The following is a 24,171-nucleotide window of genomic DNA, read 5'->3' as shown; positions in this document are numbered from 1 at the left end:
AGGCAGCAAAGGATAATTGAAGATGGGCGAGTTTCTGAGTGTCGAGCGGCGGGGCAAGATCGCGATCCTGACCATGATCAAGCCCGAAAGCATGAATGCGATCGGCACCCACGAAGACTGCCAGGACATCATCGGCACTCTGCGCACCCTTGGCGACGACCGTAGCGTCAGCGCGATCATCCTGACCGGCAGCGGCAAGGCGTTCAGCGCCGGCGGCAATCTGAAGGGCATGCAGGATCGCACCGGCATCGGCGTCCTCGACCAGCCCGATTCGACCCGCAGCAACTATCGCAAGGGCGTGCAGGCAGTGATCCGCGCGCTGATGGATTGCGAAGTGCCGATGATCGCCGCGGTCAATGGCCACGCCATCGGCCTCGGCTGCGACCTTGCCTGCACCTGCGACATCCGTATCGCCGCCGAAAGTGCCAAATTCGCGTGCAGTTTCATCAAGGTCGGTATCGTCCCCGGCGACGGCGGCGCCTGGCTGCTCCAGAACGTTCTTGGCTATCCCCGCGCCGCCGAACTGTTCCTGACCGGCGACCGTTTTGACGCGGCCCAGGCAAAGGAATATGGTCTGGTCACGGACGTCGTCCCCGACGCGGAACTGCTCGACCGCGCGGTCGCGATTGCCGAACGGATCGTGTGCAATCCACCCCGCGCGCTGCGCCTGACCAAAAGGCTGCTGCGCGAGGCGCAGCATAGCCGGATGAGCGACATATTGGAGCTCAGCGCCGCCTATCAGGCAATCGTGCACGAAACGGCCGATAACCGGGAGGCGATCAATGCCTTTGTCGAAAAACGCCCGCCGGTGTTTACAGGAGAATGACCATGATTGCCGAGCGCGTCCTGCCCCTGACCGGCATCCATAATTTCCGCGATTATGGCGGCTATGCAGTCGAGGGCGGCGGGCGGCTGCGCAGCGGGATGTTGTGGCGTTCGGCGCATCATCAGGACGCGAACGACGACGATCTGGCGGCAATCGACAAGCTGGGGATCGAGACGATCATCGATTTGCGCGGCGACGACGAACGCGCGCTCCATCCCTGCCGGCGACCCGAAGGTTTTGCGGCGCGCGTCTTATATGCCGAGGGCAATACGGCGGGCCTCGCTCCCCATTTGCAGGCCGCGGGCGGCACCATCGACAACGAGACGGCGCGGTCGCGGATGATCGATGTCTATGCCGGGATGCCCTATCGTCCGGTGCTGGTGAACACCCTGCGGCTCTATCTCGCGGCACTCGCCGAATATGACGCGCCAAGCCTGGTCCACTGCGTCGCGGGCAAGGACCGCACCGGCTTTGCGGTCGCGGTCGTCCACCGGCTGCTTGGAGTGCATGAGGATGACCTGATGCACGACTATCTGCTGACCAACAGCGCGGGCAACATCGAGGAACGCATTGCGCAGGGCGGCGACCACATCCGCGCCCGCTACAATTCCGAGATCCACGACGACGCGATCCGCACCCTGATGTCGGTGAACCCGATTTTTCTCGACGCCGCGCTGGCGACGGTGCGCCGCGACCATGGCGATGTGGCGACTTACGCCGAGGCGGTGCTGAACTTCACGCCCGAAATGCGCGATGCGATCGTGGACAAGCTGGTGGTATATTGAGGCATCCGTCGCCCCCGCGAAGGTGGGGGCCGCCGTCGTTTTATCCTGCCATGTCGGCACAGGCCTCCAGCGGCCCCCGCCTTCGCGGGGGCGACGATTGTAAGGCTTACTCGCCCTTCACCACCACTCCGCCCTTGACCACCGCGTCGACGCTTTCCAGCTGGCGCACATCGGTCAGCGGATTGCCGTCGACCGCGACGATGTCGGCATAGCGGCCGATCGCGATCGCCCCGACATCCTTTTCGCGCCCCAGCGCCTCGGCGGCGTTCTTCGTCGCCGCCTGGATCGCCTGCAACGGGGTCATGCCATATTCGACCATGACGCGGAACTGGCCGCCGACCTGTCCATGCGGCATCACCCCGGCATCGGACGCGAACACCATCCGCACCCCGGCGCGGTGCGCCTTGCGGAAATTGTCGCGCTGGATCTGCGCAATCTCGCGGTCTTTGCGCAGATTATCCTCGAGCACGCCGTTCTTGGCGCCCTCGGCCTGGGTATATTCGGTGTTGAAGATGTCCATCGCGAACCACACCGGCTGCTTGCGCGCCACCGCCATGCGGATGCCCTCGTCGTCGACCAGACTGGCATGTTCGATCGTGTCGATCCCGGCGGCGATCGCGGCGCGGATGCCTGCGCCGCCATGCGCGTGGGCGGCGACGCGCAGCCCCCATTGATGCGCCTCGTCGGCGATCGCGCGCAATTCGGCCTCGGGCACCTGCAGCTGGCCCGGTTCGGTGTTGCGGGAGAACACCCCGCCGGTCGCGCACACCTTGATCACCTCGGCGCCGAACTTGCGCTGGCGGCGGACCTGATAGCGCAGCTCGTCGGGGCTGTCGCCGATCCCCTCTTCCTTGCCGTCCTTCTTTTCCAGGCTGGGCGGCAGGTAGGTGCTGTCGCAATGACCGCCGGTCGCGCCCAGCGCGTAACCCGCAGGGACGATCCGCGGCCCGACCGCATAACCGGCGTCGATCGCCTGTTTCAGGCCGATGTCGTTGCGGTCGCCCGATCCGACGTTGCGCACGGTCGTGAACCCGGCATCGAGCATGTCGCGGGCATTTTTGACCGCGGTCATGCCCCAGAAACTGTCGGTGAACTCCAGCCCGCGATACCCACCGATGTCGGCGGGCCCGTCGAGGTGGACGTGCATGTCGATCAGCCCGGGAACCAGCGTCTTGTCGCCCAGATCGATATGCTTGACGTCGCTGCCCCAGCGCACCGTGCGCGCATCGGCGATATTGGTGATGCGGCCGTCGGCGCCGACAAAGATCGCCGGGAATTCGACCGTTTTACCGGTCAGCACATCGACATAACGCGCGGCGGTGATGACCGTCTGGCCCGCTGGCTCCTGGCCGAGCGCGGGGACGGCGAAAAGCGCCACCGAGCCCAATGCGATTCCCCGCAGAAAACTGCCGAACTTCACTCGCGATTGCATATTTGATCCGCCTGTTGTGGGTGCCCATCCAATTGATGGCAAAACAGGACTTGTTAGGACAGCGGAAAATTGCGTTGGCTCACAATCCCTCCCCTTCACGGGAGAGGCTTAAGAGGCTGCTATCTTATGCTGCGCCAGATGGTGATAATCCGCGCGGCATGCGTCGGCGACCGCCCGTTCGTCGCGCGTCAGGTCGGGTTGTGATTTGTCGGGCGCGCCAAAGCTGGTGCTGGCGGCCACCGCATCATACCAGTGCGTGCCCCAGACGCCGTCGGTCGGGTGCAGCCCCGCCTGCCAGGACAGCATCGCCGGATCCCATGCGATGGCCAGCGCGACGCACAATTTCTGAAGCATCGCTGCCGGGTCGCGCAGGACGTCGGCGCTGTCGATCACCGGCGGCGCATGCCCCAGGCGATCGGCCTCGCGGTCGAAGAATTCGACCTGCTTGTCGGTGCCCAGATGGTCGGGCCGCACCGCGACGCGCTTGGCGGCATAGCTGGCGACAACGCGCGCCGGATCGCGGATCAGAAAGGCGTGGCGCAGCCCCGGCAGGTCGTGATGCGCGATCGGCCCGACCATATGGTGCGCCATATGCTTTTGGTACCAGATCGGCGTACCCGCCGGGTTCGGGCCGGTCATGCTGCGCGCGACGCCGTGCCAGTCGCAATCCATCGACGCCATGACGTCATCCGCCATCGGCTGCGGATCGCCGGTCTGCCTCAGATAGGCGCCGTAGAAAGGTTCGTCGGTCACATGCGTGTCGGCGCGGCTGCCGAAGCTGCGCATCATCGCCGTCGACAGATTGCGCGGCCCCGACCACATGGCGATACGAACGGAGTCGGTCACGGACGGTCGCGCCCCGCAATATCCCGCTCGATCAAAGCCTTGTACAATCCTTGCAACCGCTCGACCATCGGCCCGCGGCCGTCGGTCAGCACGCGCCCGTCGATCGTGTGCGCGGGGACGACCCCGGCAAAGGTGCCAGTGACGAACGCCTCGTCGGCGCCATAGACGTCGGTCAGCGAGAAATTCTTCTCGAACACCGGAATATCATTCTCGCGGCAAATGCGGATGACGTTGTTGCGGGTGATCCCGGCGAGGCAATAATCGCCGCTCGACGTCCACACCTCGCCCTTGCGGACGATGAAGAAATGGGTCGAATTGCACGTCGCGACAAAGCCGTGCGGATCGAGCATCAGCGCCTCGTCGGCGCCCGCCTGCGCCGCCTGGATGCACGCGGTGATGCAGTTCAGCTTGCTGTGCGAGTTGAGCTTTGGATCCTGCACCGCCGGATCGCCGCGGCGTACATGGACGGTGAACAGCGACAGCCCCCTTTCGACGGTCGCGGGCAGCGGATCCTTATATTCGGCGATGATCACGATCGTCGCGGGCGAAATGACGACGCGCGGATCCTGATAAGGGGTCGAGCGGATACCGCGCGTCACCATCAACCGGATATGACAGGTGTCCATGCCATTACCGTCGATCGTATCGTAGAGCCGCTGGGTGAGCGCGGCGCGGTCGATCCCGATATCCATCGCGATCGCCTTGGCGCCCTCCCACAGCCGATCGAGATGCTGGTCGAGGAACGCCATGCGCCCTTCATGGACGCGGATGCCCTCCCACACCCCATCGCCGAGCATGAAGCCGCTGTCGAACACCGACACGCTGGCCTGAGCACGCGGCACCAGCGTGCCGTTGACGTTGATCAGAATCGCGTCGTTGCGCGGATCGGGGACGAAATCATGGGTGCCTTGTGCCATGCCCCATTGGTAGCCGCTGGCGCGCGGCTGTCGAGAGCGAAGCGGTGGCTAAACCGTCTTGCGGCCAAAACCGCCGGGGCGCGGCGCAAAGGGTGCCGACGGCTCGCTCTCTACAGGGTCGATCGAGACATCGCCGGTCACGCCCGCGTCGCGTTTGCGCATATAGTTGGCGAACGCCGCATCGGCGTCGAATGCCGGCTCGACCGCCACTTCGCCAGGTTTGAGCTTGGCGTCAAAGCTGGCGCCGGGCACGCGGTTCACCCCCGTCGTGGCGCGCAGCAATTTGATGATCAGCGGCAGCGCGAACAACAGGCCGACGATCGAAAGCCCGATCACCGTCGGGCCCAGCCCGATCCCGGCGACGCCTTCGGCGGTGCCGCCGCCGACGCCGACGAAATGATAGAGCAGCCAGCCGATCCAGACGAGCGGAATGAGCCCGCCGATGATGCCAAGCACTTTGCCGAGGGAATTGTTCATGCCGAAGCTCCCGTGATTCCGGGGCGTTGATAGCAGCGAGAGCTTACGATTTTCTTAGTGCGTCCGGCGCGCCGCTGCGCGTTCCGGCCCACCACGCCGCGGCGAGCGCAAAGGCCAGCCCGAGCAACGTCCCGCCGACAATGTCGCTGGCCCAATGCACGCCCAGCATCATGCGCGACAAGGCGTTGAGGATGACCATCGCCGCGGCCAGCGCCCAGGCCGCGCCCCGCCAGCGCCGCGGCGCGAGCCAGGCGAGCAGCAGATAGACCACGGCCGCGCTCGTCGCATGGCCGCTGGGGTAGGAGGCGCTGGTGACATGGTCAAGATGCGGCACCAGATCGGGACGCGGCCGGCCGAATGCGATTTTGAGCAGCGTCGAGGCCAGGTTCGCCAGCAACGACGCCCCGCCCAGCGCCACCGCACAGCGCGGCCCGCACCAGTGCCAGACCAGCGCACACAGCAGGATGACGATCCCCCAGCGCGGCAAACCGCCGCCGATCCAGCTGATCGCCTGCATGAACAGGATCGCCCGGCGCGGCGACGTGTCGGCGGTCATCGCCAGCGCGGCGCCGATCTGGCGGTCAAGGCAGTCGAACAGGCCAGCGGCGGTCACCGCGCTGACGAGGGCGAACAGCAGCAGCGCCGCGATCAGGGCGCGCTGAAAAAAAGCGATGCGGGTGGGATTGGTTGGCACGCGCCTCCTATGGCGAAGGCACGCGGGGGGCGCAATCGGTTGCGATCAGCGATGGCCGGGCGGGCGCGACCCGCGCCACATCTCGATCTGCGCGGCAAAGCGCCGCAACTGTTCGGCGCCGCCGTCGAAGTCATTGTCGATCAGCCGCACCTCGCCGGTCGACGCCCCTGACCGGTAACGCAGATACAGGCCATGACGCAGCGTGGCGCCCGATCGCGCCGCACGGTTCGCTGACCAGGAAAAGGCGCTCGCCACCGATTCCCATTTGCCTTCGGGCAGCCGGTCGGCGCGATCGAAGATCGCTTCGGTGACGTTCGCGATCGGCATGATTGACGAGAGCATGTTGTAGCTTGGGTGAAAATGGAGCTGCCCCGTCGCAATCGTCACCGCGACCTCGCGGGTCATCAGCCGCACGCCATGGCGCCAGACATAGAACAGGCTGACCCCGCCCGCGGCGAGCAGCAGCGGTATTTTCACCGGCGCAAACGGATCGGGCCGCGGCGTCGGCATCGGCAGCACCAGTCCGCCGGGCAGCGTCTGGGTCAGCGGCGCCACTGCCTGCCTTTCTTCGAGCAGCAGATAAGCCAAGCCGAAGGCGAGGACCGCGAACCCCAGAAAGAGCAGCATCTTCATCGCGTTGCCGGTGCGCGAAAAATGAAGGATCGTGGGATTCACGGCGTACCGCCTGTGCTGCGTCAACAGCCAGTGGAATGAGGGGCGCGGCGAATGGACGCAAGCCCGGCAACGCACCGGTCCATCCCCTTCCCCGCGACCCCTCGCTCTTGGTCAGATATGCAGCGGCCGTCCGAATGCCGCCAACACGCCCTCGTGCATCGTCTCGCTGAGCGTTGGATGCGGGAAGACGGTGCCGATGAAATCATCCTCGACCAGTTCGGCGGTCTTGCCGATCGTATAGCCCTGGATCAGTTCGGTGACCTCGGCGCCGATCATGTGCGCGCCGAGCAATTCGCCGGTCTTCGCGTCGAACACGGTCTTGGTGAAGCCCTCGGCCTCGCCCAGCGCGATCGCCTTGCCGTTGCCGATGAAGGGGAAGGTACCGGCCTTGACCTCATAGCCCAGCTCCTTCGCCTTGGCCTCGGTCAGCCCGACGCTGGCGATCTGCGGGCGGCAATAGGTGCAGCCGGGGATGTTGCGCGGATCCATCGCGTGCGGGTGGCCCCCCGCGATCGCTTCGACCGAAATCACCGATTCGTGCATCGCCTTGTGCGCGAGCCACGGCGGCGCGGTGACGTCGCCGATCGCCCAGATGCCGGGGACGTTGGTGCGGCACATCGCGTCGGTGTCGATATGGCCCTTGGTCGTTTTCACGCCCAATGCTTCGAGCCCGATATTCTCGGTGTTCGGGACGATGCCGATCGCAACGATCGCGTGGCTGAATTCGGCGCTTTCGGTCTTGCCGTCCTTGGTCTTGATCTTGGCGGTGACCCCGGTCGCGGTCGCCTTCAGTTCCTCGACCCCGGCGCCGGTGAAGATCGTCATGCCTTGCTTCTTGAGCGCCTTTTCGAGGAAAGCCGAGACATCGGCATCCTCGACCGGAACAACGCGGTCGAGCATTTCGACGACGGTGACCTCGGCGCCCATGTCGCTGTAGAAGCTCGCAAATTCGATCCCGATCGCGCCCGATCCGATGACGAGCAACTTTTTCGGCATTTCGGGCGGGACGAGCGCGTGGCGGTAGGTCCAGATGCGCTTGCCGTCGGCGGGCGCGAACGGCAGGTCGCGGGCGCGGGCGCCGGTCGCGACGATGATATTCTTGGCGGTCAGGGTTTCGCTCCCCTTCTCGCCTTTGACTTCCATCTTACCCGGTGCGGTCAGCTTGCCCTCGCCCATATGGACGGCGATCTTGTGCTTCTTCATCAGGAACGCGACGCCTTGGCTGAGCTGTTTCGCGACCCCGCGGCTGCGCTTCACCACCGCGTCGATGTCGGCGCTGATCTGCTGCGCGATCAGGCCGTAATCGCCCGCATGCTGCATATAATGATAGATCTCGGCCGAACGCAGCAGCGCCTTGGTCGGGATGCAGCCCCAGTTGAGGCAGATGCCGCCCAGATTCTCGCGCTCGACGATTGCGGTCTTGAGCCCAAGCTGCGCCGCGCGGATCGCCGCGACATAGCCGCCGGGTCCGGAGCCGAGGACGATGAGGTCGTAGTTGGTGTCAGCCATTATGGGCTCCTTCAAAAGCCCCTCTCCCCTTGCGGGAGAGGGGTTGGGGTGTGGGGTCGGCGCGCGTCGGCGCGCCAGAAGAATCGATGGCGTCCAGTATCGCTTCGGCAATACCGTCGCTGTTGATCAGCACATCGTTGTTCCAGAAGCGCAGAATATGAAAGCCTTGCGCTGCAAGATAGGAATCGCGGTCGGCATCATAGGGGCTTTCTGCATGCTGCCCACCGTCTGCTTCAACGATCAATCGATGCTCAAAACAGACAAAATCGGCGATATAGCGATCGTCGATGATGACCTGGCGCCGCCATCGAAGGTCGGCCAATCGCTTCGCGCGCAGGATCGACCAGGGCCGACGTTCAGCGTCAGTTGGATGCGACCGCATCTCGCGGGCGCGTTCCCGCAACAGTGCCTTGCGGGCGAGAACGTCGGTTACTGTCTTATGCGCCGCAGACGCGGCGCGGACCCCACTCCCCAACCCCTCTCCCGCAAGGGGAGAGGGGCTTTGGCCCCTCACGGGCATTTTACGCCACCAGCCCCAGCGGGTTCTCCACCAGTTCCTTGAACGTCTTCATCAGCAGCGCGCCGTCGGCGCCGTCGATCGCGCGGTGGTCGAAGCTGCCGGTCGCCGACATGACGGTCGCGATCGCGAGCGCGTCGTCGACGACATAGGGCCGCTTCTCGCCCGCGCCGATCGCCATGATCATCGCCTGCGGCGGGTTGATCACCGCGGTGAACTGCTTGATCCCCATCATGCCCATGTTCGAGATGCTGGCGGTGCCGCCCTGATATTCGCTGGGCTGGAGCTTGCCCTCCTTCGCCTTCGCGGCGAGTTCGGCCATTTCGGTCGAGATTTTCGACATCGACTTGCCGCCCGCGTCGGTGATGATCGGGGTGATCAGCCCACCCGGGATGCTGACCGCGACCGAGATGTCGGCGCGGCTGTACTGGCGCATCACATCGCCGCCGAAGCTGACGTTGCACGCGGGGACGCGTTCGAGCGCGACCGCAAGCGCCTTGATCAGCATGTCGTTGACGCTCAGCTTGACCCCGCGGCTTTCGAGGCTGGCGTTAAGCTCGCCGCGCAGCTTGAGCAGCGCGTCGAGGCGGATGTCGACGGTCAGGTAGATGTGCGGCGCTTCCTGCATCGACTGGGTCAGGCGGCGCGCAATGGTCTTGCGCATGCCGCTGAGCTTGGTGTCCTCGTGCGGGATACCGAAATCGGGGATCGGACCTGCGGCGGCGGGAGCGGAGGCTGCTGCAGGCGCTGCGGCTGCAGGCGCTGCGGCTGCGGGTGCGGCGGCGCTGGCGGTGGCGGCGGGTGCCGCGGCGCCTGCCGGGGCGCCGTCGAGGTCGTCCTTGACGATGCGGCCGCCGGGACCGGTGCCGGTGATCGTCGCCAGGTCGATGCCGCGTTCGGCGGCGAGGCGTTTGGCGAGCGGGCTGGCCTTGATGCGATCGCCCTTGTCCGTCGTCCCGGCGGAAGCTGGCGCCGTTGGCGTGGGCGCACTGACGGGAGCGGCTCCAGCTTGCGCTGGGGCGACGTCTTTTACCGCAGCCGGTGCGGGCGCGGGCGCGGGCGCCGCAGCAGGCGCCGGAGCAGCCTTCGCGCTCCTCGCATCCTCACCCTCGCCCGCAATTACCGCGATGACGGTACCGACCTTTACATTGTCGGTGCCTTCGGCGACGAGAATCTGGCTGACGACGCCTTCGTCGATCGCTTCAAACTCCATCGTCGCTTTGTCGGTCTCGATCTCGGCGAGCAGGTCGCCCGATTTGACCGCGTCCCCTTCCTTGACCAGCCATTTGGCGAGCGTCCCTTCCTCCATCGTCGGCGAAAGGGCGGGCATTTTGAGTTCGATCGGCATCGTCTTTTTTGTCCCTTTTTACCTGGGGCGCGAGTCTTGCAGGACGGGCCTGCCGCTACGGTTTCTCCCTCGTCATAAGAGCATCGTTCGTCAACGTCCATCGGGGCAAACTTGCCTTTCATACGAATGTGACGCAATCTCCACGCACAAAAAGCATAGCGAGGGGTCGGGGCGATGCGGACATATCTGGTGGTGATCGACGACAGTCCCGAAGCGAGTCTGGCGCTGCGCTTTGCCGCGCGGCGCGCCGGGCGCACCGGCGGCGGCGTCATCGTGCTGGCGATCATCCCGCCGCAGGACTTTGTCGCGTTTGGCGGGGTCCAGGCGACGATCGAGGCAGAAGCGCGCGAACATGCCGAAGAACTGGTTGCTGCCGCTGCCGAAGCGGTGGTGCAGGAAGCGGGGGTGACGCCGCAGATCCTGATCAAGGCGGGCAAGCCGGCCGAAGTCGTGCGCGAGGTGATCGGCGCCAGCGACGAAATTGCCGCGCTGGTGCTGGCGACCGCGGCGTCGGGCGCGCCCGGGCCGCTGGTCGCGTATTTCACCGGACCGGATGCGGGGACGCTGCCCTGTCCGGTGATGCTGGTGCCGGGCGCGATCGACCTCGCCCGGCTCGACGCACTGAGTTAAGTCCTAGCCTCATCTTATCGCCCGTCATTGCGAGCGAAGCGAAGCAATCTCCAGCCATCGTTCATCAGCGGCGATAGCTGGAGATTGCCGCGTCGCCTTCGGCTCCTCGCAATGACGGGGTTTGCTCAGAACGTAACTGCTCGGGGCAAAGTGGCAGCGCCCTTGGCTTCATAGATCGCGAAAACCAGCACGCCGATCGCCTGGGCGACGACGACCGCGATGCCGAGTGCGGTCATCTGACCGGCAAACATGGCCAGCACCGCAAAGCTGGCGATGACCCAGCCGAGGTTGCCGACCGCGATCAAATTGGCCAGCCCCTTGCTCGGCATCTTCTGGTTCGCGACGAACAGCATCAGCAGCGCCGACGGCAGCCCGATCCAGCCCGCGACGGTCACCACTTCGGAGGGGAGGCCGAGCAGCGCGGCGACCGTCGCAGTCGCAAAGACGCAAAAGACGAACAATCCGGTGCAGGTGACGGCGTCGATGAGCAGGGTGTTTTTGAGGTTGAAGAGGGGCATTGGGGTTCTCCTGTTTGGATGACCCGCTCCATTTGCCGCCGAAAATGCGGCCAGTCGATTACGCGCGAGGTAATGGAAAAGCAGAAAGCCGGGGTATAGCTCTCGCGGCAAAGGAGACGATCATGCAACCCGCACCGCTCGGTACCCAACTCCGCGAATGGCGCAGCCGCCGCCGGATGAGCCAGATGGACTTGGCGCTCGATACCGACATGTCGACCCGGCACCTGAGCTTTATCGAAACGGGCCGGTCGAAACCGAGCGCGCAGATGCTGCAGCGGATCGCCGACTGCTTGGAAGTCCCGCACCGCGCGCGCAACGCGCTGCTGCTCGCCGCCGGCTACGCCCCCGACTATCAGGAACGCCCGCTCGACAGCCCCGAAATGGCCGGAGTCCGCGCGATTGTGGAGCATGTGCTGAAGGGTCATGAGCCTTACCCGGCGCTGGCGGTCGACCGCCACTGGAACATGATCGCCGCGAACGCCGCGATTGAGATCCTGATCGCGCAGGTGGCCCCTGCCCTGCTCGCGCCGCCGGTCAATGTGCTGCGGATCGCGTTGCATCCCGACGGGCTGGCGCCGCAGATCGTCAACCATGGCGAATGGCGCGCGCATATATTGGAGCGGATCGACGTCCAGATTGCGGCGAGCGGTGATGCGGGGCTGATCGCGCTGCGTGATGAACTGGCGGGCTATGCGGTGCGAAGCGACGACCACAGCGGCGAGCAGCGCGACAGCCATGCCAGCAGCATTGCGGTGCCGCTGGTGCTCGACACCGACGCCGGGCGGATTTCGTTCGTATCGACGGTGACGATTTTCGGCACGCCGGTCGATATCACGCTGTCAGAGCTGGCGATCGAAGCGTTTTTTCCGGCCGATGCAGAGAGTGCCGTGTTGTTAGCGAAGCTGGCGGGGAAATGATCTCCCCTCCCTGAAAGGGAGGGGTGTGGAGACTTGGCAGCTTGCTGCCTAGTCGCAGCGGGGTGGGTAAGCGGCCGGAAACAACGCCTGCGGCGACCCACCCCTAACCCCTCCCTAGAAGGGAGGGAAATCAGGTCAGCGTCGCCGCCCCTTGTGCTTGATGTTCGCCGGCCGCCCACGCTTGCCGACGACATGCTTGCCCGCCTTGTCCTTCATCCCGTCACGCCGCGGCCCGCGATTGCGGTATCCGCCCTCCGGCGCATCGGGCAGTTCAAAGCGCAGTGCGCCGCTGATCGGATTGGCGTCGATCAGCCGCAGGTCGAGCCGCTCGCCGGTGGTGAAGCTGACCCGGCCATGCTCGCTATCTAGCGTCCGCGCCTTTTCGTCATAGAAAAAGCGTTCGCTGCCCAAGGTCGACACCGGCACCAGCCCGTCGCCGCCAAGCCCGTCGACCGTCGCAAAAAAGCCGAACGGCTGCACCCCGGTGATGCGCGCCTGGACGATCTCGCCCTTTTTGGCCGACAGATAGGCCGCGACATAACGATCGACCGTCTCGCGCTCGGCCTCCATCGCGCGGCGTTCGAGCGCGCTGATCGCCTCGCCGATGCGCGACAATCCTTTGGCGTCGGCTTCGCCCAGCCCGGTGCGTTCGGGCAATCCCTTGGGCTTGCCCGGCACTTCGAGTTTGTAGCCATCGACGAGCGCGCGGTGGACGATCAGATCGGCGTAGCGGCGGATCGGCGAAGTGAAATGCGCGTAGCTGCCCAGCGCGAGGCCGAAATGGCCCGCATTGGCGGGGCCATAATAGGCCTGCGTCTGGCTGCGCAGGATCGCCTGCATGATCTCGGGTAGCCGGTCGTCTTCGGAAAAACCGTCGATCAGGCGGTTGAACACCGCGGGGGTGATCACCTGCCCCAGTGCAAAGCTCTGCTCAAAGGTTTCGAGATAATCTTTCAGGCTGACCAGTTTCTCGCGGCTCGGCGGTTCGTGGATGCGGTACATCACCGGCGATTTCTTCGCCTCGAGCGCCTTGGCCGCCGCGACGTTCGCCGCGATCATATAATCCTCGATCAGTCGCATCGAATCGAGCCGGTCGCGGACGCGGATTTCGGCGATGCCGCCCTGCTCGTCGAGGATTACCTGCCGTTCGGGCAGGTCGAGGTCGAGCGGCGCGCGGGCGGCGCGCGCCTTGGCGAGCAGCGCCCAGCAGGCCCAGAGGTTCTGGAGGGCCGGAATTATGTCGTCATCCCAGCGAATGCTGGGATCGCTGGCGTCCTGCCCGGCCTCCTGCGGCCCCAGCTTTCGCTGGGGCGACGTGGATCTATCATACGCCGCCTGCGCGTGCTCATACGCGATGTTCGCCCGCAGCCGCACCAGCGCGCGGCTGAACCGCCATGACGTCACTTTACCCTGTTTGTCGATGACCAGATGGCACGCCATCGCCGCGCGGTCCTGCCCGGCTTTCAGCGAACAGACGCCCGCCGACAAGGTTTCGGGCAGCATCGGGACGACCTGGTCGGGGAAATAGACGCTGTTGCCGCGCCGCCGCGCCTCGCGGTCGAGCGCGCCGTCGGGGCGAACGTAATAGCTGACATCGGCAATCGCGACGATCGCCCGGAAGCCGCCCTTGTTCGGGCCGTCCAGATCGGGTTCGGCCCACACCGCATCGTCATGGTCGCGCGCGTCGATCGGGTCGATCGCGACGATCGGCAGGTCGCGCAAATCCTCGCGGCCATCGGCAGTGAGCGGCAATTTCGCTGCCACTTCGGCCTCGGCGAGCGTTTCCGCGCCAAAGACGTGCGGGATTTCGTGGCGCGCGATCGCAATCATGCTCAGCGACTTGGGCGCGAAGGGATCGCCGAGGCGTTCGACGACTTTCGCCTTGATTGCGGGGCCGCGCCCGGTCAGTTCGGCGCGCACGAGGTCGCCGATATTGGCATCGCCCTTGTCGGCGACGGCAAAATCATAGCGCGCGCGCTTGTCGGCGGGGCGCAGCCACAGCATCGGCTTGCCGCCCGGCCCCATATCCTCGACGAGGACGCCGATCACCGTTTCGCCGCCCGATTGCAGCTTTTTCATCGGATATGCGGCATGGCCGCTGCCGCGTTCCTCGGTGCGTGCGAGGATGCGGTCGCCGACACCCAAAGCGCCCTTGCGGCCCTGCTCCATGACGCGAAGCCGCGGTGCCGGGCCGGCGGCTTCCCAATGTTCCGGCACCGCCCAGACCGTGCTGCCATCGATCGACGCCACACGGAGCACCGTCACGCGCGGCAATCCGCCATGTTTGTGGAACGCGCGGCCCGGCGCCAGATCGACCAGCCCCTCGTCGGTCATGTCCTTGAGCAGCGCCTTCAGCGCGATCTTGTCATTGCCGTGCAGCGCAAAATGCTTGGCGATCTCTCGCTTGCCGACGGCCTCCTTGCTCTCTTCGATAAAGCGCAGGATCTGATCCGGGCTGGGAAGACCAGCAGGCTGTTGCCGTTTCGCCAATTAATAGGTCCGCCCGATCAGCACGCGCTCGACCGCGGGTTCGCCGGTGAAGAAGCAGGTGCCGTCCGCGGGCGCGGCGCCCAGCGGGGTGTTGCGCATCGTCAGCTTGAGCGCCTTGAGCTGCTCGACGATCTTGTCGAGCGCGGCGCCGGTCGGGCGCGACCATTGCACCTCGACCCAGCCGACGAACTTGTCGTCGCCCTTGAAATGCGCGGCAAGGTCGGTGACGTCGCGGCGGATATTGGCGTCGAGACGCTGTTTCGCCTCGGCGTGCAGGCTCGTCTGGATATCCTCCAGCGTCGCGACCGCTTCGGCAACAAAATCGCCCTTCGCGACGAAAGCCGAATTGAGCTTGCCATCGTCCTTGTACAGCCGGTCGCGGCGGATCACCGCGACATTGCCGCCCGCGACGTCGCGCGGGCCGATTTCCAGAATGATCGGTGCTCCCTTCTTGACCCAGCCCCAGCGCTTGGTCTGCGCCTTGTTCGCTCCCGCGTCGAGATGGACGCGCAGCGGTTCGCGGAAGGCGTCGAGCGCCTTCAACTCGGTTTCGATGCCGCGGCAATAGTCGAGGATCGCCTGATCCTCCTCATTGTCGCGCAGCATCGGCACGATGACGATCTGGTGCGGCGCGATGCGCGGCGGACAGCGCAGGCCGTCGTCGTCGCCATGGGTCATGATCACGCCGCCGATCATCCGCGTCGACACGCCCCAGCTCGTCGTGTGGCACAGCGAATGGCCGCCGTCCCTGTCCTGATAGCGGATGCCTGCGGCCTCGGCGAAACCGGTGCCGAGATAATGCGAGGTGCCGGCCTGCAGCGCCTTGCCATCCTGCATCATCGCTTCGATCGAATAGGTGGCGACGGCGCCCGGAAAACGCTCATTCTCGGGCTTTTCGCCCGCGATCACCGGCATCGCCAGCACGCCTTCGGCAAAGGCGCGATACATTTCGAGCGCGCGCAGCGTTTCGGCCATCGCGTCATCCTTGTCGGCGTGCGCCGTATGCCCCTCCTGCCACAGGAATTCGCTGGTCCGCAGGAACATGCGGGTGCGCATTTCCCAGCGGACGACGTTGGCCCACTGGTTGACCTTCAGCGGCAGGTCGCGCCAGCTCTGCACCCAGCGGCTCATCGCGGCGCCGATCACCGTCTCCGATGTCGGGCGGACGATCAGCGGTTCTTCCAGCCTGGCTTCGGGATCGGGGATCAGCTTGCCTTTGCCGTCACCGATCAGGCGGTGATGGGTGACGACCGCCATTTCCTTGGCAAAACCATCGACATGGTCGGCTTCCTTCTCAAAGAAGCTCAAGGGGATGAACAGCGGGAAATAGCAATTCTGGACCCCGGCATCCTTGATCGCGGCGTCCATCACCGTCTGGATGCGTTCCCAGATGCCATAGCCCCATGGCTTGATCACCATGCAACCGCGCACCCCCGATTCCTCGGCCAGATCGGCTTCGGCAATGACATCCTGATACCAGGCCGCGAAATCGGCCTGCCGGGTTACGCTGAGCGCATGCTTGACCATGGAATATCCGTTATATCTGTCGTGGCGGGCGGGGAACCGCCCGGCGTTTACTTGTTTGCGAGTTCCGCCTTGAGCGCGGCCACTTCGGCCTTGAGCGCGGCAATCTCGGCGTCCTTGGCTTTGCTGCCGCCCGCGCCTGGAATGAAGGCACCCGCCGCCTGCTGGAACATTTCCATATTGCGCCGGGTCAATTCGGCGAGCGGGTTCGACCCCAGCACGCCGTCAAAGGCGGCACGGACATCCTGCTGGTTCTTGCGGAACGCGGTCATCGATGCTTCCAGATATTGCGGGACCATCGATTGCATCTTGTCGCCGTACATGCCGATCAGGTGGCGCAGAAAATTGACCGGCAACAGCGTTTCGCCGCGCGTTTCCTCGTCCATGATGATTTGGGTCAGGACATTGTGGGTGATGTCTTCGCCGCTCTTGGCATCGACGACACGAAACTCGCGGCCGTCGCGGACCATCGTGCCGAGATCCTCGAGCGTGATGTAACAGCTGCGCTCGGTATCATAGAGCCGTCGGTTGGCATATTTCTTGATCGTGACGACGCCATCATCTGCTGCCGTCTTGGACTTCGCCATGTCTGTTTTGCTCCCATGGCCCGTGAGACAATCGACTTCGTCGCGTCGGGCGTAACCGTATAGCCGGTCAATAGCATCAATTTATGATGCATCGCAACATGGCGTCGCGATGGCCCCGCGAGCGCTGCCCGATTCGGCGGGTTCCAGCCCGCGCGCCCGGATCGCAGCGTCCTGCATCGATTGGCGGCGCGTCTGGCGACCCTCGCCCGTGCCTCGGCAGTTTTCTGGCGTTTAAGCAAGATCGTTTCCCATGAAACCGATTGATCGACATAAACGAAGGCATGAATAGTTCGTGACAAGCCATTCATTTCACCGCGCGATCAAACCGCCCCGCCTCCCCGGCGCGCCCGCGTCCGGCGGCTTGTTGCAAAAATGGCACAGCGGCAGACGCTAAGCGTACCGGTGTAAGATTTATGCCATCAAACTCTTGTGCGGCCGCCACTTTCACGCTTTCTTGTCGCCAAGCCGTCCTGCTTTGTCGGACGGCCAACCGGGGAGTATATAATGACCAAGTCGCACCTGTTTCTGGGTGCTGCTGCCTTTGCAGTAGCGATTTCTGTAAGCCAGCCTGCGTTTGCGCAAGATGCGGCAGCCGACACGGCTGCGTGCGTCGATGCCAACAACGACGGTGTCTGCGATTCCGAAGCCAATGACGATGACCGTGGCACCATCGTGGTGACCGGCACGCGCATTCGTCTTCGCAATCTGGAGTCGATCGAGCCGACCACGACTCTCGACAATCGCCAGCTTCGCGAGCGCAATTTTACCAACGTCGCTGATGCATTGAACGAATTGCCCAACTTTCGCGGCAGCGTGACGCCGCAAGGCGCCCAGGGCTTTGGCCAGGGGGTCAATTTCGTCAACAGCTACGGCTTGGGCTCCAACCGCACCCTGACACTGTTCAATGGCCGCCGTTTCGTCAGCTCGAACGTCGCGACGATCTTTGCGAACGCCGGTGCCGGTACGCAGGTCGATCTCAACGTGCTGCCAAGCATCTTGACTGACCGCGTCGAAACGCTGAGCGTCGGCGGTGCGCCGACCTATGGTTCTGACGCTATTTCGGGTGTCGTAAACGTCATCCTGCGGACACGGATGACCGGAGCCGAGTTTGCGGTCAAAGCGGGCGTTACGGAAGAAGGCGACAACGGGAATTATAACTTCTCCGGTATCGTCGGCAAAAATTTCCTCGATGACCGGCTGAACGTCACCTTGGCGTTTTCGCATGACGAGGTTGACGGCGTGGTGTTCAACGACCGCGAATTTTTGCGTCGTCGCATCGGCGGTGCAACCAACCCGTCGACCGCGCAAAATGGCTCGCTGCGCTTCCCCGGCATCAACTCCACCAACGATGGCCGCCTGAACACGGGTATCGGTTTCAACAACAGCGCGACCGACGGCAATCCCGGCGTCGTCCTGATCCGCGAAGTCAATATCCCCTTCCTGACGCCCGGCGGCCTGATCACCGGCACCAATTTGGCCGGCGCGGGGACCAATCCGCTCAACCCGGCGGTTCCTTTCGGCGTTCGCACGGCGTTTGGTTTGCAGTTTGACACCAACGGCAACCTTGTTCCGTTCAACCAGGGCATTGTTTTCCCCGGCACATCGGGTTCGGGCGGCGATGGCTTCACCTTCGCCGACTACACCCAGATCACGTCGGACCTGAACCGCACCACCGGCAACGCTTTCCTGACGTTCGACCTGACCCCGAATGTCCAGTTCTTTTTCGAAGGCACATATTACCGGTCGCGTGCCGACGAACTGACGCAGCAGCCGACGTTCAACAGCTCGCTGTTCGGCGGCCTCAGCGGCGCGCTGACTTTCTCGGTCGACAATCCGTTCCTGACCACGCAGGCGCGGAACGCGCTGGTGTCGCGCGGGGTCACAACATTCAGTGTCTCGCGCGCATCGGATGATTATGCCGACCTGACCGGGTTCAACAAGACCCGGCTTTACAACCTTGTCGGGGGCTTCAAGGGCGACTTCAGTATTTTCGGCAAGTCGCTGAATTTCGAAACCTATCTCGGCCACGGCAGCACCAAGAGCCGCGATTTCGGGCAGGATCTGAATGCTCAGAATTTCATCAACGCAACCAATGTGACCACCGTGAACGGTCAGATTGTTTGCACCACCGCACAAACACGACCCGGTGGTTTTGCTGCTCCGGGCGGCACCCCGATTGCCGATCCGAACTGCGTGCCGCTCAACGTCTTCGGCGAGGGGCGTGCCTCGCAAGCCGCGCGTGACTATATCATCGAGGATTTCGTGACCGTCAGCGAGCAGCGCCAGACGGTGTTCCAGGCCAACCTCGGTGGCTCCCTGTTCGACCTGTGGGCGGGGCCGGTCGGCTTCAACCTCGGTTACGAGTATCGCAAGGAATTTGCGAGCTTCACGCCCAGCGATTTCCAGCAAGCGGGCCGTGGCCGCTCGGTGCCGATTACGGCGTTGGCAGGTTCGTATACCCTCAATGAGGTGTTTGGCGAACTCTCGATCCCGCTGGTCAGCGAAGAGAATGATGTTCCGGTCATTCACAGTGCATCGATTATCGGCCGCGGCCGCTATTCGGACAACACCGTGAACGGCGGATTCTTCTCCTACACCGTTGGCGGCAATATTGCCCCCATTCCGGATATCGAGTTCCGAGGGAACCTGACCAAGTCGTTCCGTTCGCCGGCAATCACCGAACTGTTTTTGCCGACGGTCAACACCTTCGCTTTCGTGCCTGACCTGTGCCAGCCGTCTGCCCGAAATGCCGGCCCGGCGCCGGCGATCCGTGCCGCCAACTGCGCGGCGTTCATCGCTGCGTTTCCTGGGACAGACTTCAATTCGCCCGATCCTGCATCGACAGCCAGCGTTCCGGCCCAGTCGGGCGGGAACCCGAACCTCAAGAACGAACAGGCGGACAGCTACAGCTTTGGCGTGATCTTGCGCCCGCGCTTCATTCCGCGCCTTTCGATCACCGCCGACTATATCGACATCACGCTGAATGATCCTATTGCGAACCTTACCATCGCCCAGATTGCGTCGGGCTGTTTCGACAATGCGAATTTTGATGCCTCGGACCCGGCCAACGGAAACAGCTTCTGCTCGCAGATCAATTATGGGCCAAATGGTCGCGTACAAGGCGATCCGCAGAACCCGGCGGTGATCAGCGGGTTCGTCAACGGCAACCAGATCAAGTTCAGCGGCATCCAGGGAACGATCGACTATAATGTGCCGCTCTTCTCAGGCACGCTCTCGCTCGGTGGCGACATGCTCTATGTGCGCCGCCGCCTGGTCGACATAACGGGCGTGGCACCGAGCCGGACCGATGGAATTATCGGCGATCCGGAATTTTCGGGTCAGGCCCGCCTTCGCTATGCGCAAGAAGACTTCGGCACTACGCTAACGGTTACTTATACCGGCGAGCAGCTTTTCAACCGTTTGAATCGCGCGACCGGGGTGGCCGGATCGGGTCCGGATGCGCGTGAAATCGACAAGCTGAAAGATTATGTCGTGGTCAGCGCTGGGATCTTCTTCGATCCGGTCGATGATTTCCGGCTGACGCTGTCGGTGACCAATTTGTTCGATCGCCAGGGCGAAAGCTATTTTGGTGAGCTGATCCCTGCCAGCTTCAACGATACGCTCGGCCGCCGCTTCCAGATCAGCGCACGCGCTAAGTTCTGAGGCTGAACACCGCGGAAACCAAGAAGGGGCGCCTTTCGGGGCGCCCCTTTTTTTGGCCATCGGTCGTCAGACCTATTTAGGACCAGCCCCGCTCGAACCGCATCCGCAGCCCCGTCAGCAGCTCATACTGCGACAGCCCGCTGCGCGCGGCGATGGCAGCAAGGTCGTAATCGATCGTCAGCCAGTGGCCCTCGTTCAGCCCTCGTGCTTCGCTGGCATCGAAAGCGGTCAGGTCCATCGACACGCGGCCAACGAGCGGCAGCGCCTGCCCTTGCCACGTCGCACCCCCGTTGCCCGCGTGGCAGCGCAGATAGCCGTCGGCATAGCCCATATTCACCACCGCGATCCGGCTGTCGCGCGGCGCGGTCCATGTCGCACCATAGCCAACCGTCTCGCCCGCCGGGACTGTCCGCACTTGCAGCACCCGCGCCTCGGGAAAGACGACCTGCCGGATATGCCCTGCCGCCTCGGCGCGCGGTGTTCCCCCATAAAGGGCAAGCCCGGGCCGGGTCAGATCGAAACCATAGTCGGCGCCCAGACAGATGCCCGCACTGTTCGCAAGGCTGTAGCGCCGCGCTGGAATCTGGTCGCGGAGCGTGCGAAAGGCCGCAAGTTGCCGCGCGTTCTGATCGCTATCCTCGTCCGCCGACACCAAATGGCTGAGCAGCGTTTCGATCGCGAGGCCGTCGAGCGCGCCGCCCGTCGCCTCGTCGATCCGCAAGCCGAGCCGGTTCATCCCGGTGTCGACCATGACGTCGCACGGCCGTCCCTCGCCCGCCGCGCGCCAGCGCCGCACCTGTTCGACGCTGTTCAGCACCGGACGCGCCGGAAGCAGGCGCGCGGCGACCATATCGCCCTCACCCACGCCATGCAGAACCGACAGCGACACCCCCGCGGGCAGCGGCATCAGCGCCGCGGCCTCGCCCCAAGTGGCGACGAAAAAATCGCGGCAGCCCGCGCCGACCAGCTGCCGCATCACGTCGCGCGCGCCAAGGCCATAACCATCGGCCTTGAGCGCCGCGCCGCACGCCGCCGCGCCGCCCTGTGCCGCCAGCCAGCGCCAGTTGGCGACGAGCGCGTCGGACGAAAGGCGCAGGCGAAGCGGTGACGGCACGTCAATCATGCCCGTGCCCTTATACGGGTTCGCAGATGGCGCCAATGGGCTGGATCAGGCCGCGGGCGGCGGCGCGGACGGCCGTTTGTCCCATTGCCCCTCGACCGGATCCTTCAGCATGAAGGCGGTCACCAGAAACGCGACCAGCACCACGAACCAGGTGTACCACAGCCCGGCATAGGCATCGCCGGTCTTGGCGATGATGAAGCTGGCGATCAGCGGCAGGAAACCGCCGAAATAGCCGGTGCCGATATGATAGGGGATCGACAGCGACGAATAGCGGACATGCGGCGGGAACATCTCCGACAGCAGCGCCGCGACCGGGCCATAGGTAAAGCCCGACAGCGCGCTGAGCCCGAGCAGCGCGAGAAAGATCACCGCGATGCTGCCCCAGCCGGGGATCTGCTTGGCGAAATCATAGCCGCTTGCCTCCAGCGCGGGTTGCAGCAGCGCCGGGTCTTCGCTCGCCACCTCGCGGTCGCCGATGCGGATTTTGACGCTGTCGAAGCCGCTGTCGGTCTGGGCGACGGTGTATGGCACGCCCAGCTTGGTGAGCTCGCCCAGCGTCTTGCCGCACGCGGTTTCTTGTTTCTGGGCAAAAGGATCGAAACTGCACTGCGATCCGGCGACGGTCACCGGAGCGCGTGCGGCGGCGGCCTGCAACGACGGGTTGGCGACGCTACCCATCCACCAGAACAGCGGAAACAATAGCACCAGCGTCGCCGCATAGCCCCACACAATCGGCTTTTTGCGCCCCAGGCGATCGGACAGATGTCCAGCCCAGATGAAAAAGCCCATGCCGACCGCGGCGGCGAATCCGACGATGATTTCGGCGGCGGTGTCCTCGACCTTCATCGGGCCTTTCAGGAAGGACAGGCCCGAGAACATCGCGGTGTACCAGATGACGGTCAGGCCGGCGGCGATCCCGAACAGCGCGATAAAGATGCGGCGCGGATTGCCCGGATAGGTGAAACTTTCCTTGAGCGGGTTCTTCGCGAGTTCACCCTGCGCCTTCATCGCCTGAAACACCGGGCTTTCGGACAGTTTGAGCCGCATCCACAGCGAAATGGCGAGCAGGATCAGCGACAACAGGAACGGCACCCGCCAGCCCCAGCTTTGCCACACCGCATCGGGCATCAGCGCCTTGCACCCCAGCACCACGATCAGGCTGAGCACAAAGCCGCCGACGACGCTCGCCTGGATAAAGCTGGTGTAGAAGCCGCGCTTTCCGGGCGGCGAATGTTCGGCGACATAGACAGCCGCGCCGCCATATTCGCCGCCGAGCGCCAGCCCTTGCAAAATACGCAGCAGGATGACGATGATCGGCGCCGCGATGCCGATCGTCGCCGCCGACGGGATCATGCCGACCCCCGCGGTCGCGACGCCCATCAGGGTGACGGTGACCAGAAACGTATATTTGCGCCCCAGCCGGTCGCCGAGGAAGCCGAACAGCACCGCGCCGAGCGGACGAAAGCCGAAGCCGACCGCAAACCCCGCCCAGACGAGCAAGGTTTCCAGCGTCGCATTGTCGCTGGGGAAAAACGCCTTGCCGATGATCGCGGCGAGCGTGCCGTAGATGAAGAAATCATACCATTCGAACACCGTGCCCGCCGACGAGGCGGCGATGACCATGCGGATTTCTTTCTGGGTCGGTTCGTAGATGGCGCCCGCGGCACTGGCTTCGGTCATGTAATTTTGGCTCCCCCGCCCGCTTTGTTCTGCGACTGTAATAGCCACTGTTCGGCCTTGCACAAGCATGCGCTTGGGCGCAGCATCGACGCCATGACGCGCTTTATCGACCTGTCGATTCCGATCACCAACGACGTCATCTCTGACCCGCCGGTGATGCGGCCGAACATCACCTATATGACCCACGAAAACACGTGGGAGCAGATCGCGATGTTTTTCCCCGGCCTGACCAAGGCCGACCTGCCCGATGGCGAAGGCTGGGCGGTCGAGAGCCTGACGCTCAGCACCCACAATGGCACCCATATGGACGCGCCATGGCATTATCATTCGACCACCGACAGCGGCGCGACCCCTGCCCCGTCGATCGACGAAGCACCGCTTGACCTGTTCTTTCGTCCCGGGGTGAAGCTCGACTTCTCCGACCGCCCGCACGGCCATGTCATCAGCGGCGCCGAGGTTGCAGCCGAACTCGCGCGCATCAGTCACGACCTGCAACCGCTCGATATCGTCCTTGTCCAGTCGGGCGCCGTGTACGGCACCGACAATTTCACCGATCAGGGCTGCGGCATGGGCGCCGAAGCGACGCTGTACCTGACGGAGCGCGGCGTCCAGGTCGTCGGCACCGATGCGTGGAGCTGGGACGCGCCGTTCAGCCACACCGCGCGGCGCTGGGCCGAAACACGCGACCCCGCGATCATCTGGGAGGGGCATAAGGCAGGGCGCATCCGGCCCTATTACCAGATCGAAAAGCTCACCAACCTGGCGGCGATCCCGGCGACGGGTTTCACCTTCAGCTGCTTTCCGGTAAAAATCGAACGCGCGAGCGCCGGGTGGATCCGGGCGGTGGCGTTTGTCGAGGATTGAGGTTCGGGCGCCTTTTTAGGCGTTGTCGAATGACCGAAATCGACCGATTGCGGACATAGCCCATTCTTCCTCCCTCCCCTTGAGGGAGAGATACGAAGGCTTGGCAGCTTTGCTGCCTAGCCGCAGTTGAGAGGGGGTCTACCCCGCGG

Annotated in this window: 21 protein-coding genes; 6 read left to right on the top strand and 15 right to left on the bottom strand. The window is 64.2% G+C overall.

All coding sequences use genetic code 11. The features are described from left to right. Positions 1 to 22: 22 nt before the first annotated feature. Together FFS68_RS03390 and FFS68_RS03385 are read left to right on the top strand one after the other, a co-directional pair. Positions 23 to 826, top strand: a complete 804-nt coding sequence (locus FFS68_RS03390; protein WP_137751902.1) for a crotonase/enoyl-CoA hydratase family protein — start codon at positions 23 to 25, stop codon at positions 824 to 826. Positions 827 to 828: 2 nt separating this feature from the next. Then, the gene (locus FFS68_RS03385; RefSeq protein WP_171003731.1) at positions 829 to 1,611 is read left to right on the top strand and encodes a tyrosine-protein phosphatase; all 783 of its coding nucleotides are present in this window, start codon (positions 829 to 831) and stop codon (positions 1,609 to 1,611) included. A gap of 106 nt (positions 1,612 to 1,717) precedes the next feature. On the opposite strand, the gene FFS68_RS03380 is transcribed toward FFS68_RS03385, so the two are convergent. From FFS68_RS03380 to FFS68_RS03340, 9 genes are all read right to left on the bottom strand, one after another. Next, positions 1,718 to 3,043 carry an amidohydrolase family protein gene (locus FFS68_RS03380; protein WP_137751900.1) on the bottom strand — a complete coding sequence of 442 codons (1,326 nt, stop codon included), beginning with the start codon at positions 3,041 to 3,043 and terminating at the stop codon, positions 1,718 to 1,720. Between the two features lie 108 nt (positions 3,044 to 3,151). Then, the gene (locus FFS68_RS03375) at positions 3,152 to 3,889 is read right to left on the bottom strand and encodes an HAD family hydrolase (RefSeq protein ID WP_137751899.1); all 738 of its coding nucleotides are present in this window, start codon (positions 3,887 to 3,889) and stop codon (positions 3,152 to 3,154) included. Next, positions 3,886 to 4,806: an aminotransferase class IV gene (locus tag FFS68_RS03370; protein WP_137751898.1), complete on the bottom strand. Its 921-nt coding sequence runs from the start codon at positions 4,804 to 4,806 to the stop codon at positions 3,886 to 3,888. Before FFS68_RS03370 ends, FFS68_RS03375 begins: the two co-directional genes overlap by 4 nt. A gap of 48 nt (positions 4,807 to 4,854) precedes the next feature. Continuing rightward, positions 4,855 to 5,283 carry a hypothetical protein gene (locus FFS68_RS03365; protein WP_137751897.1) on the bottom strand — a complete coding sequence of 143 codons (429 nt, stop codon included), beginning with the start codon at positions 5,281 to 5,283 and terminating at the stop codon, positions 4,855 to 4,857. Between the two features lie 43 nt (positions 5,284 to 5,326). Beyond that, positions 5,327 to 5,977: a phosphatase PAP2 family protein gene (locus FFS68_RS03360; RefSeq protein ID WP_137751896.1), complete on the bottom strand. Its 651-nt coding sequence runs from the start codon at positions 5,975 to 5,977 to the stop codon at positions 5,327 to 5,329. Positions 5,978 to 6,022: 45 nt separating this feature from the next. Next, positions 6,023 to 6,652: a hypothetical protein gene (locus FFS68_RS03355; RefSeq protein ID WP_137751895.1), complete on the bottom strand. Its 630-nt coding sequence runs from the start codon at positions 6,650 to 6,652 to the stop codon at positions 6,023 to 6,025. A gap of 111 nt (positions 6,653 to 6,763) precedes the next feature. Then, positions 6,764 to 8,161, bottom strand: coding sequence for a dihydrolipoyl dehydrogenase (lpdA, locus tag FFS68_RS03350; protein WP_137751894.1), 1,398 nt, complete (start codon positions 8,159 to 8,161; stop codon positions 6,764 to 6,766). Beyond that, on the bottom strand, positions 8,154 to 8,564 hold the full coding sequence (locus FFS68_RS03345) for a DUF559 domain-containing protein (protein WP_249340000.1): 411 nt from the start codon (positions 8,562 to 8,564) through the stop codon (positions 8,154 to 8,156). The genes lpdA and FFS68_RS03345 overlap by 8 nt, the downstream gene beginning before the upstream one ends. Positions 8,565 to 8,682: 118 nt before the next feature. Then, the gene (locus FFS68_RS03340; protein ID WP_137751892.1) at positions 8,683 to 10,026 is read right to left on the bottom strand and encodes a pyruvate dehydrogenase complex dihydrolipoamide acetyltransferase; all 1,344 of its coding nucleotides are present in this window, start codon (positions 10,024 to 10,026) and stop codon (positions 8,683 to 8,685) included. Positions 10,027 to 10,200: 174 nt separating this feature from the next. On the opposite strand from FFS68_RS03340, the gene FFS68_RS03335 reads away from it, so the two are divergent. Beyond that, positions 10,201 to 10,656 carry a universal stress protein gene (locus tag FFS68_RS03335; protein WP_137751891.1) on the top strand — a complete coding sequence of 152 codons (456 nt, stop codon included), beginning with the start codon at positions 10,201 to 10,203 and terminating at the stop codon, positions 10,654 to 10,656. Between the two features lie 125 nt (positions 10,657 to 10,781). On the opposite strand, the gene FFS68_RS03330 is transcribed toward FFS68_RS03335, so the two are convergent. Beyond that, entirely contained in the window at positions 10,782 to 11,174 is a 393-nt protein-coding gene (locus FFS68_RS03330) for a hypothetical protein (protein WP_137751890.1), read from the bottom strand. A 122-nt stretch (positions 11,175 to 11,296) separates the two neighbouring features. On the opposite strand from FFS68_RS03330, the gene FFS68_RS03325 reads away from it, so the two are divergent. Continuing rightward, positions 11,297 to 12,091: a helix-turn-helix transcriptional regulator gene (locus FFS68_RS03325; RefSeq protein WP_137751889.1), complete on the top strand. Its 795-nt coding sequence runs from the start codon at positions 11,297 to 11,299 to the stop codon at positions 12,089 to 12,091. A gap of 135 nt (positions 12,092 to 12,226) precedes the next feature. Here the strand turns inward: FFS68_RS03325 and FFS68_RS03320 are convergent, their stop codons facing one another. The 3 genes from FFS68_RS03320 to phaR are packed head-to-tail and all read right to left on the bottom strand — an operon-like array spanning position 12,227 to position 16,692. Beyond that, entirely contained in the window at positions 12,227 to 14,581 is a 2,355-nt protein-coding gene (locus FFS68_RS03320) for a VacB/RNase II family 3'-5' exoribonuclease (RefSeq protein ID WP_137751888.1), read from the bottom strand. Beyond that, positions 14,582 to 16,108, bottom strand: coding sequence for a proline--tRNA ligase (gene proS, locus FFS68_RS03315; protein ID WP_137751887.1), 1,527 nt, complete (start codon positions 16,106 to 16,108; stop codon positions 14,582 to 14,584). A gap of 47 nt (positions 16,109 to 16,155) precedes the next feature. Next, positions 16,156 to 16,692, bottom strand: coding sequence for a polyhydroxyalkanoate synthesis repressor PhaR (gene phaR / locus FFS68_RS03310; protein ID WP_137751886.1), 537 nt, complete (start codon positions 16,690 to 16,692; stop codon positions 16,156 to 16,158). Between the two features lie 504 nt (positions 16,693 to 17,196). Between phaR and FFS68_RS03305 the strand changes: the two genes are divergently transcribed. After that, positions 17,197 to 20,355 carry a TonB-dependent receptor gene (locus FFS68_RS03305; protein WP_137751885.1) on the top strand — a complete coding sequence of 1,053 codons (3,159 nt, stop codon included), beginning with the start codon at positions 17,197 to 17,199 and terminating at the stop codon, positions 20,353 to 20,355. A gap of 76 nt (positions 20,356 to 20,431) precedes the next feature. On the opposite strand, the gene alr is transcribed toward FFS68_RS03305, so the two are convergent. Beyond that, positions 20,432 to 21,478: an alanine racemase gene (alr, locus tag FFS68_RS03300; protein WP_137751884.1), complete on the bottom strand. Its 1,047-nt coding sequence runs from the start codon at positions 21,476 to 21,478 to the stop codon at positions 20,432 to 20,434. A 45-nt stretch (positions 21,479 to 21,523) separates the two neighbouring features. Further along, complete coding sequence (locus FFS68_RS03295) at positions 21,524 to 23,158, bottom strand: MFS transporter (protein WP_137751883.1); 1,635 nt, start codon at positions 23,156 to 23,158, stop codon at positions 21,524 to 21,526. A 93-nt stretch (positions 23,159 to 23,251) separates the two neighbouring features. Here FFS68_RS03295 and FFS68_RS03290 point away from each other — a divergent pair, with 93 nt between their 5' ends. After that, positions 23,252 to 24,022, top strand: coding sequence for a cyclase family protein (locus FFS68_RS03290; RefSeq protein ID WP_137751882.1), 771 nt, complete (start codon positions 23,252 to 23,254; stop codon positions 24,020 to 24,022). Positions 24,023 to 24,171 lie beyond the last annotated feature (149 nt).

The organism is Sphingopyxis sp. L1A2A (assembly GCF_005502465.1).
Taxonomy (GTDB): domain Bacteria; phylum Pseudomonadota; class Alphaproteobacteria; order Sphingomonadales; family Sphingomonadaceae; genus Sphingopyxis.
The sequence above is the reverse complement of the archived record's forward strand: the minus strand, read 5'-3'. Positions and strand labels throughout refer to the sequence as shown.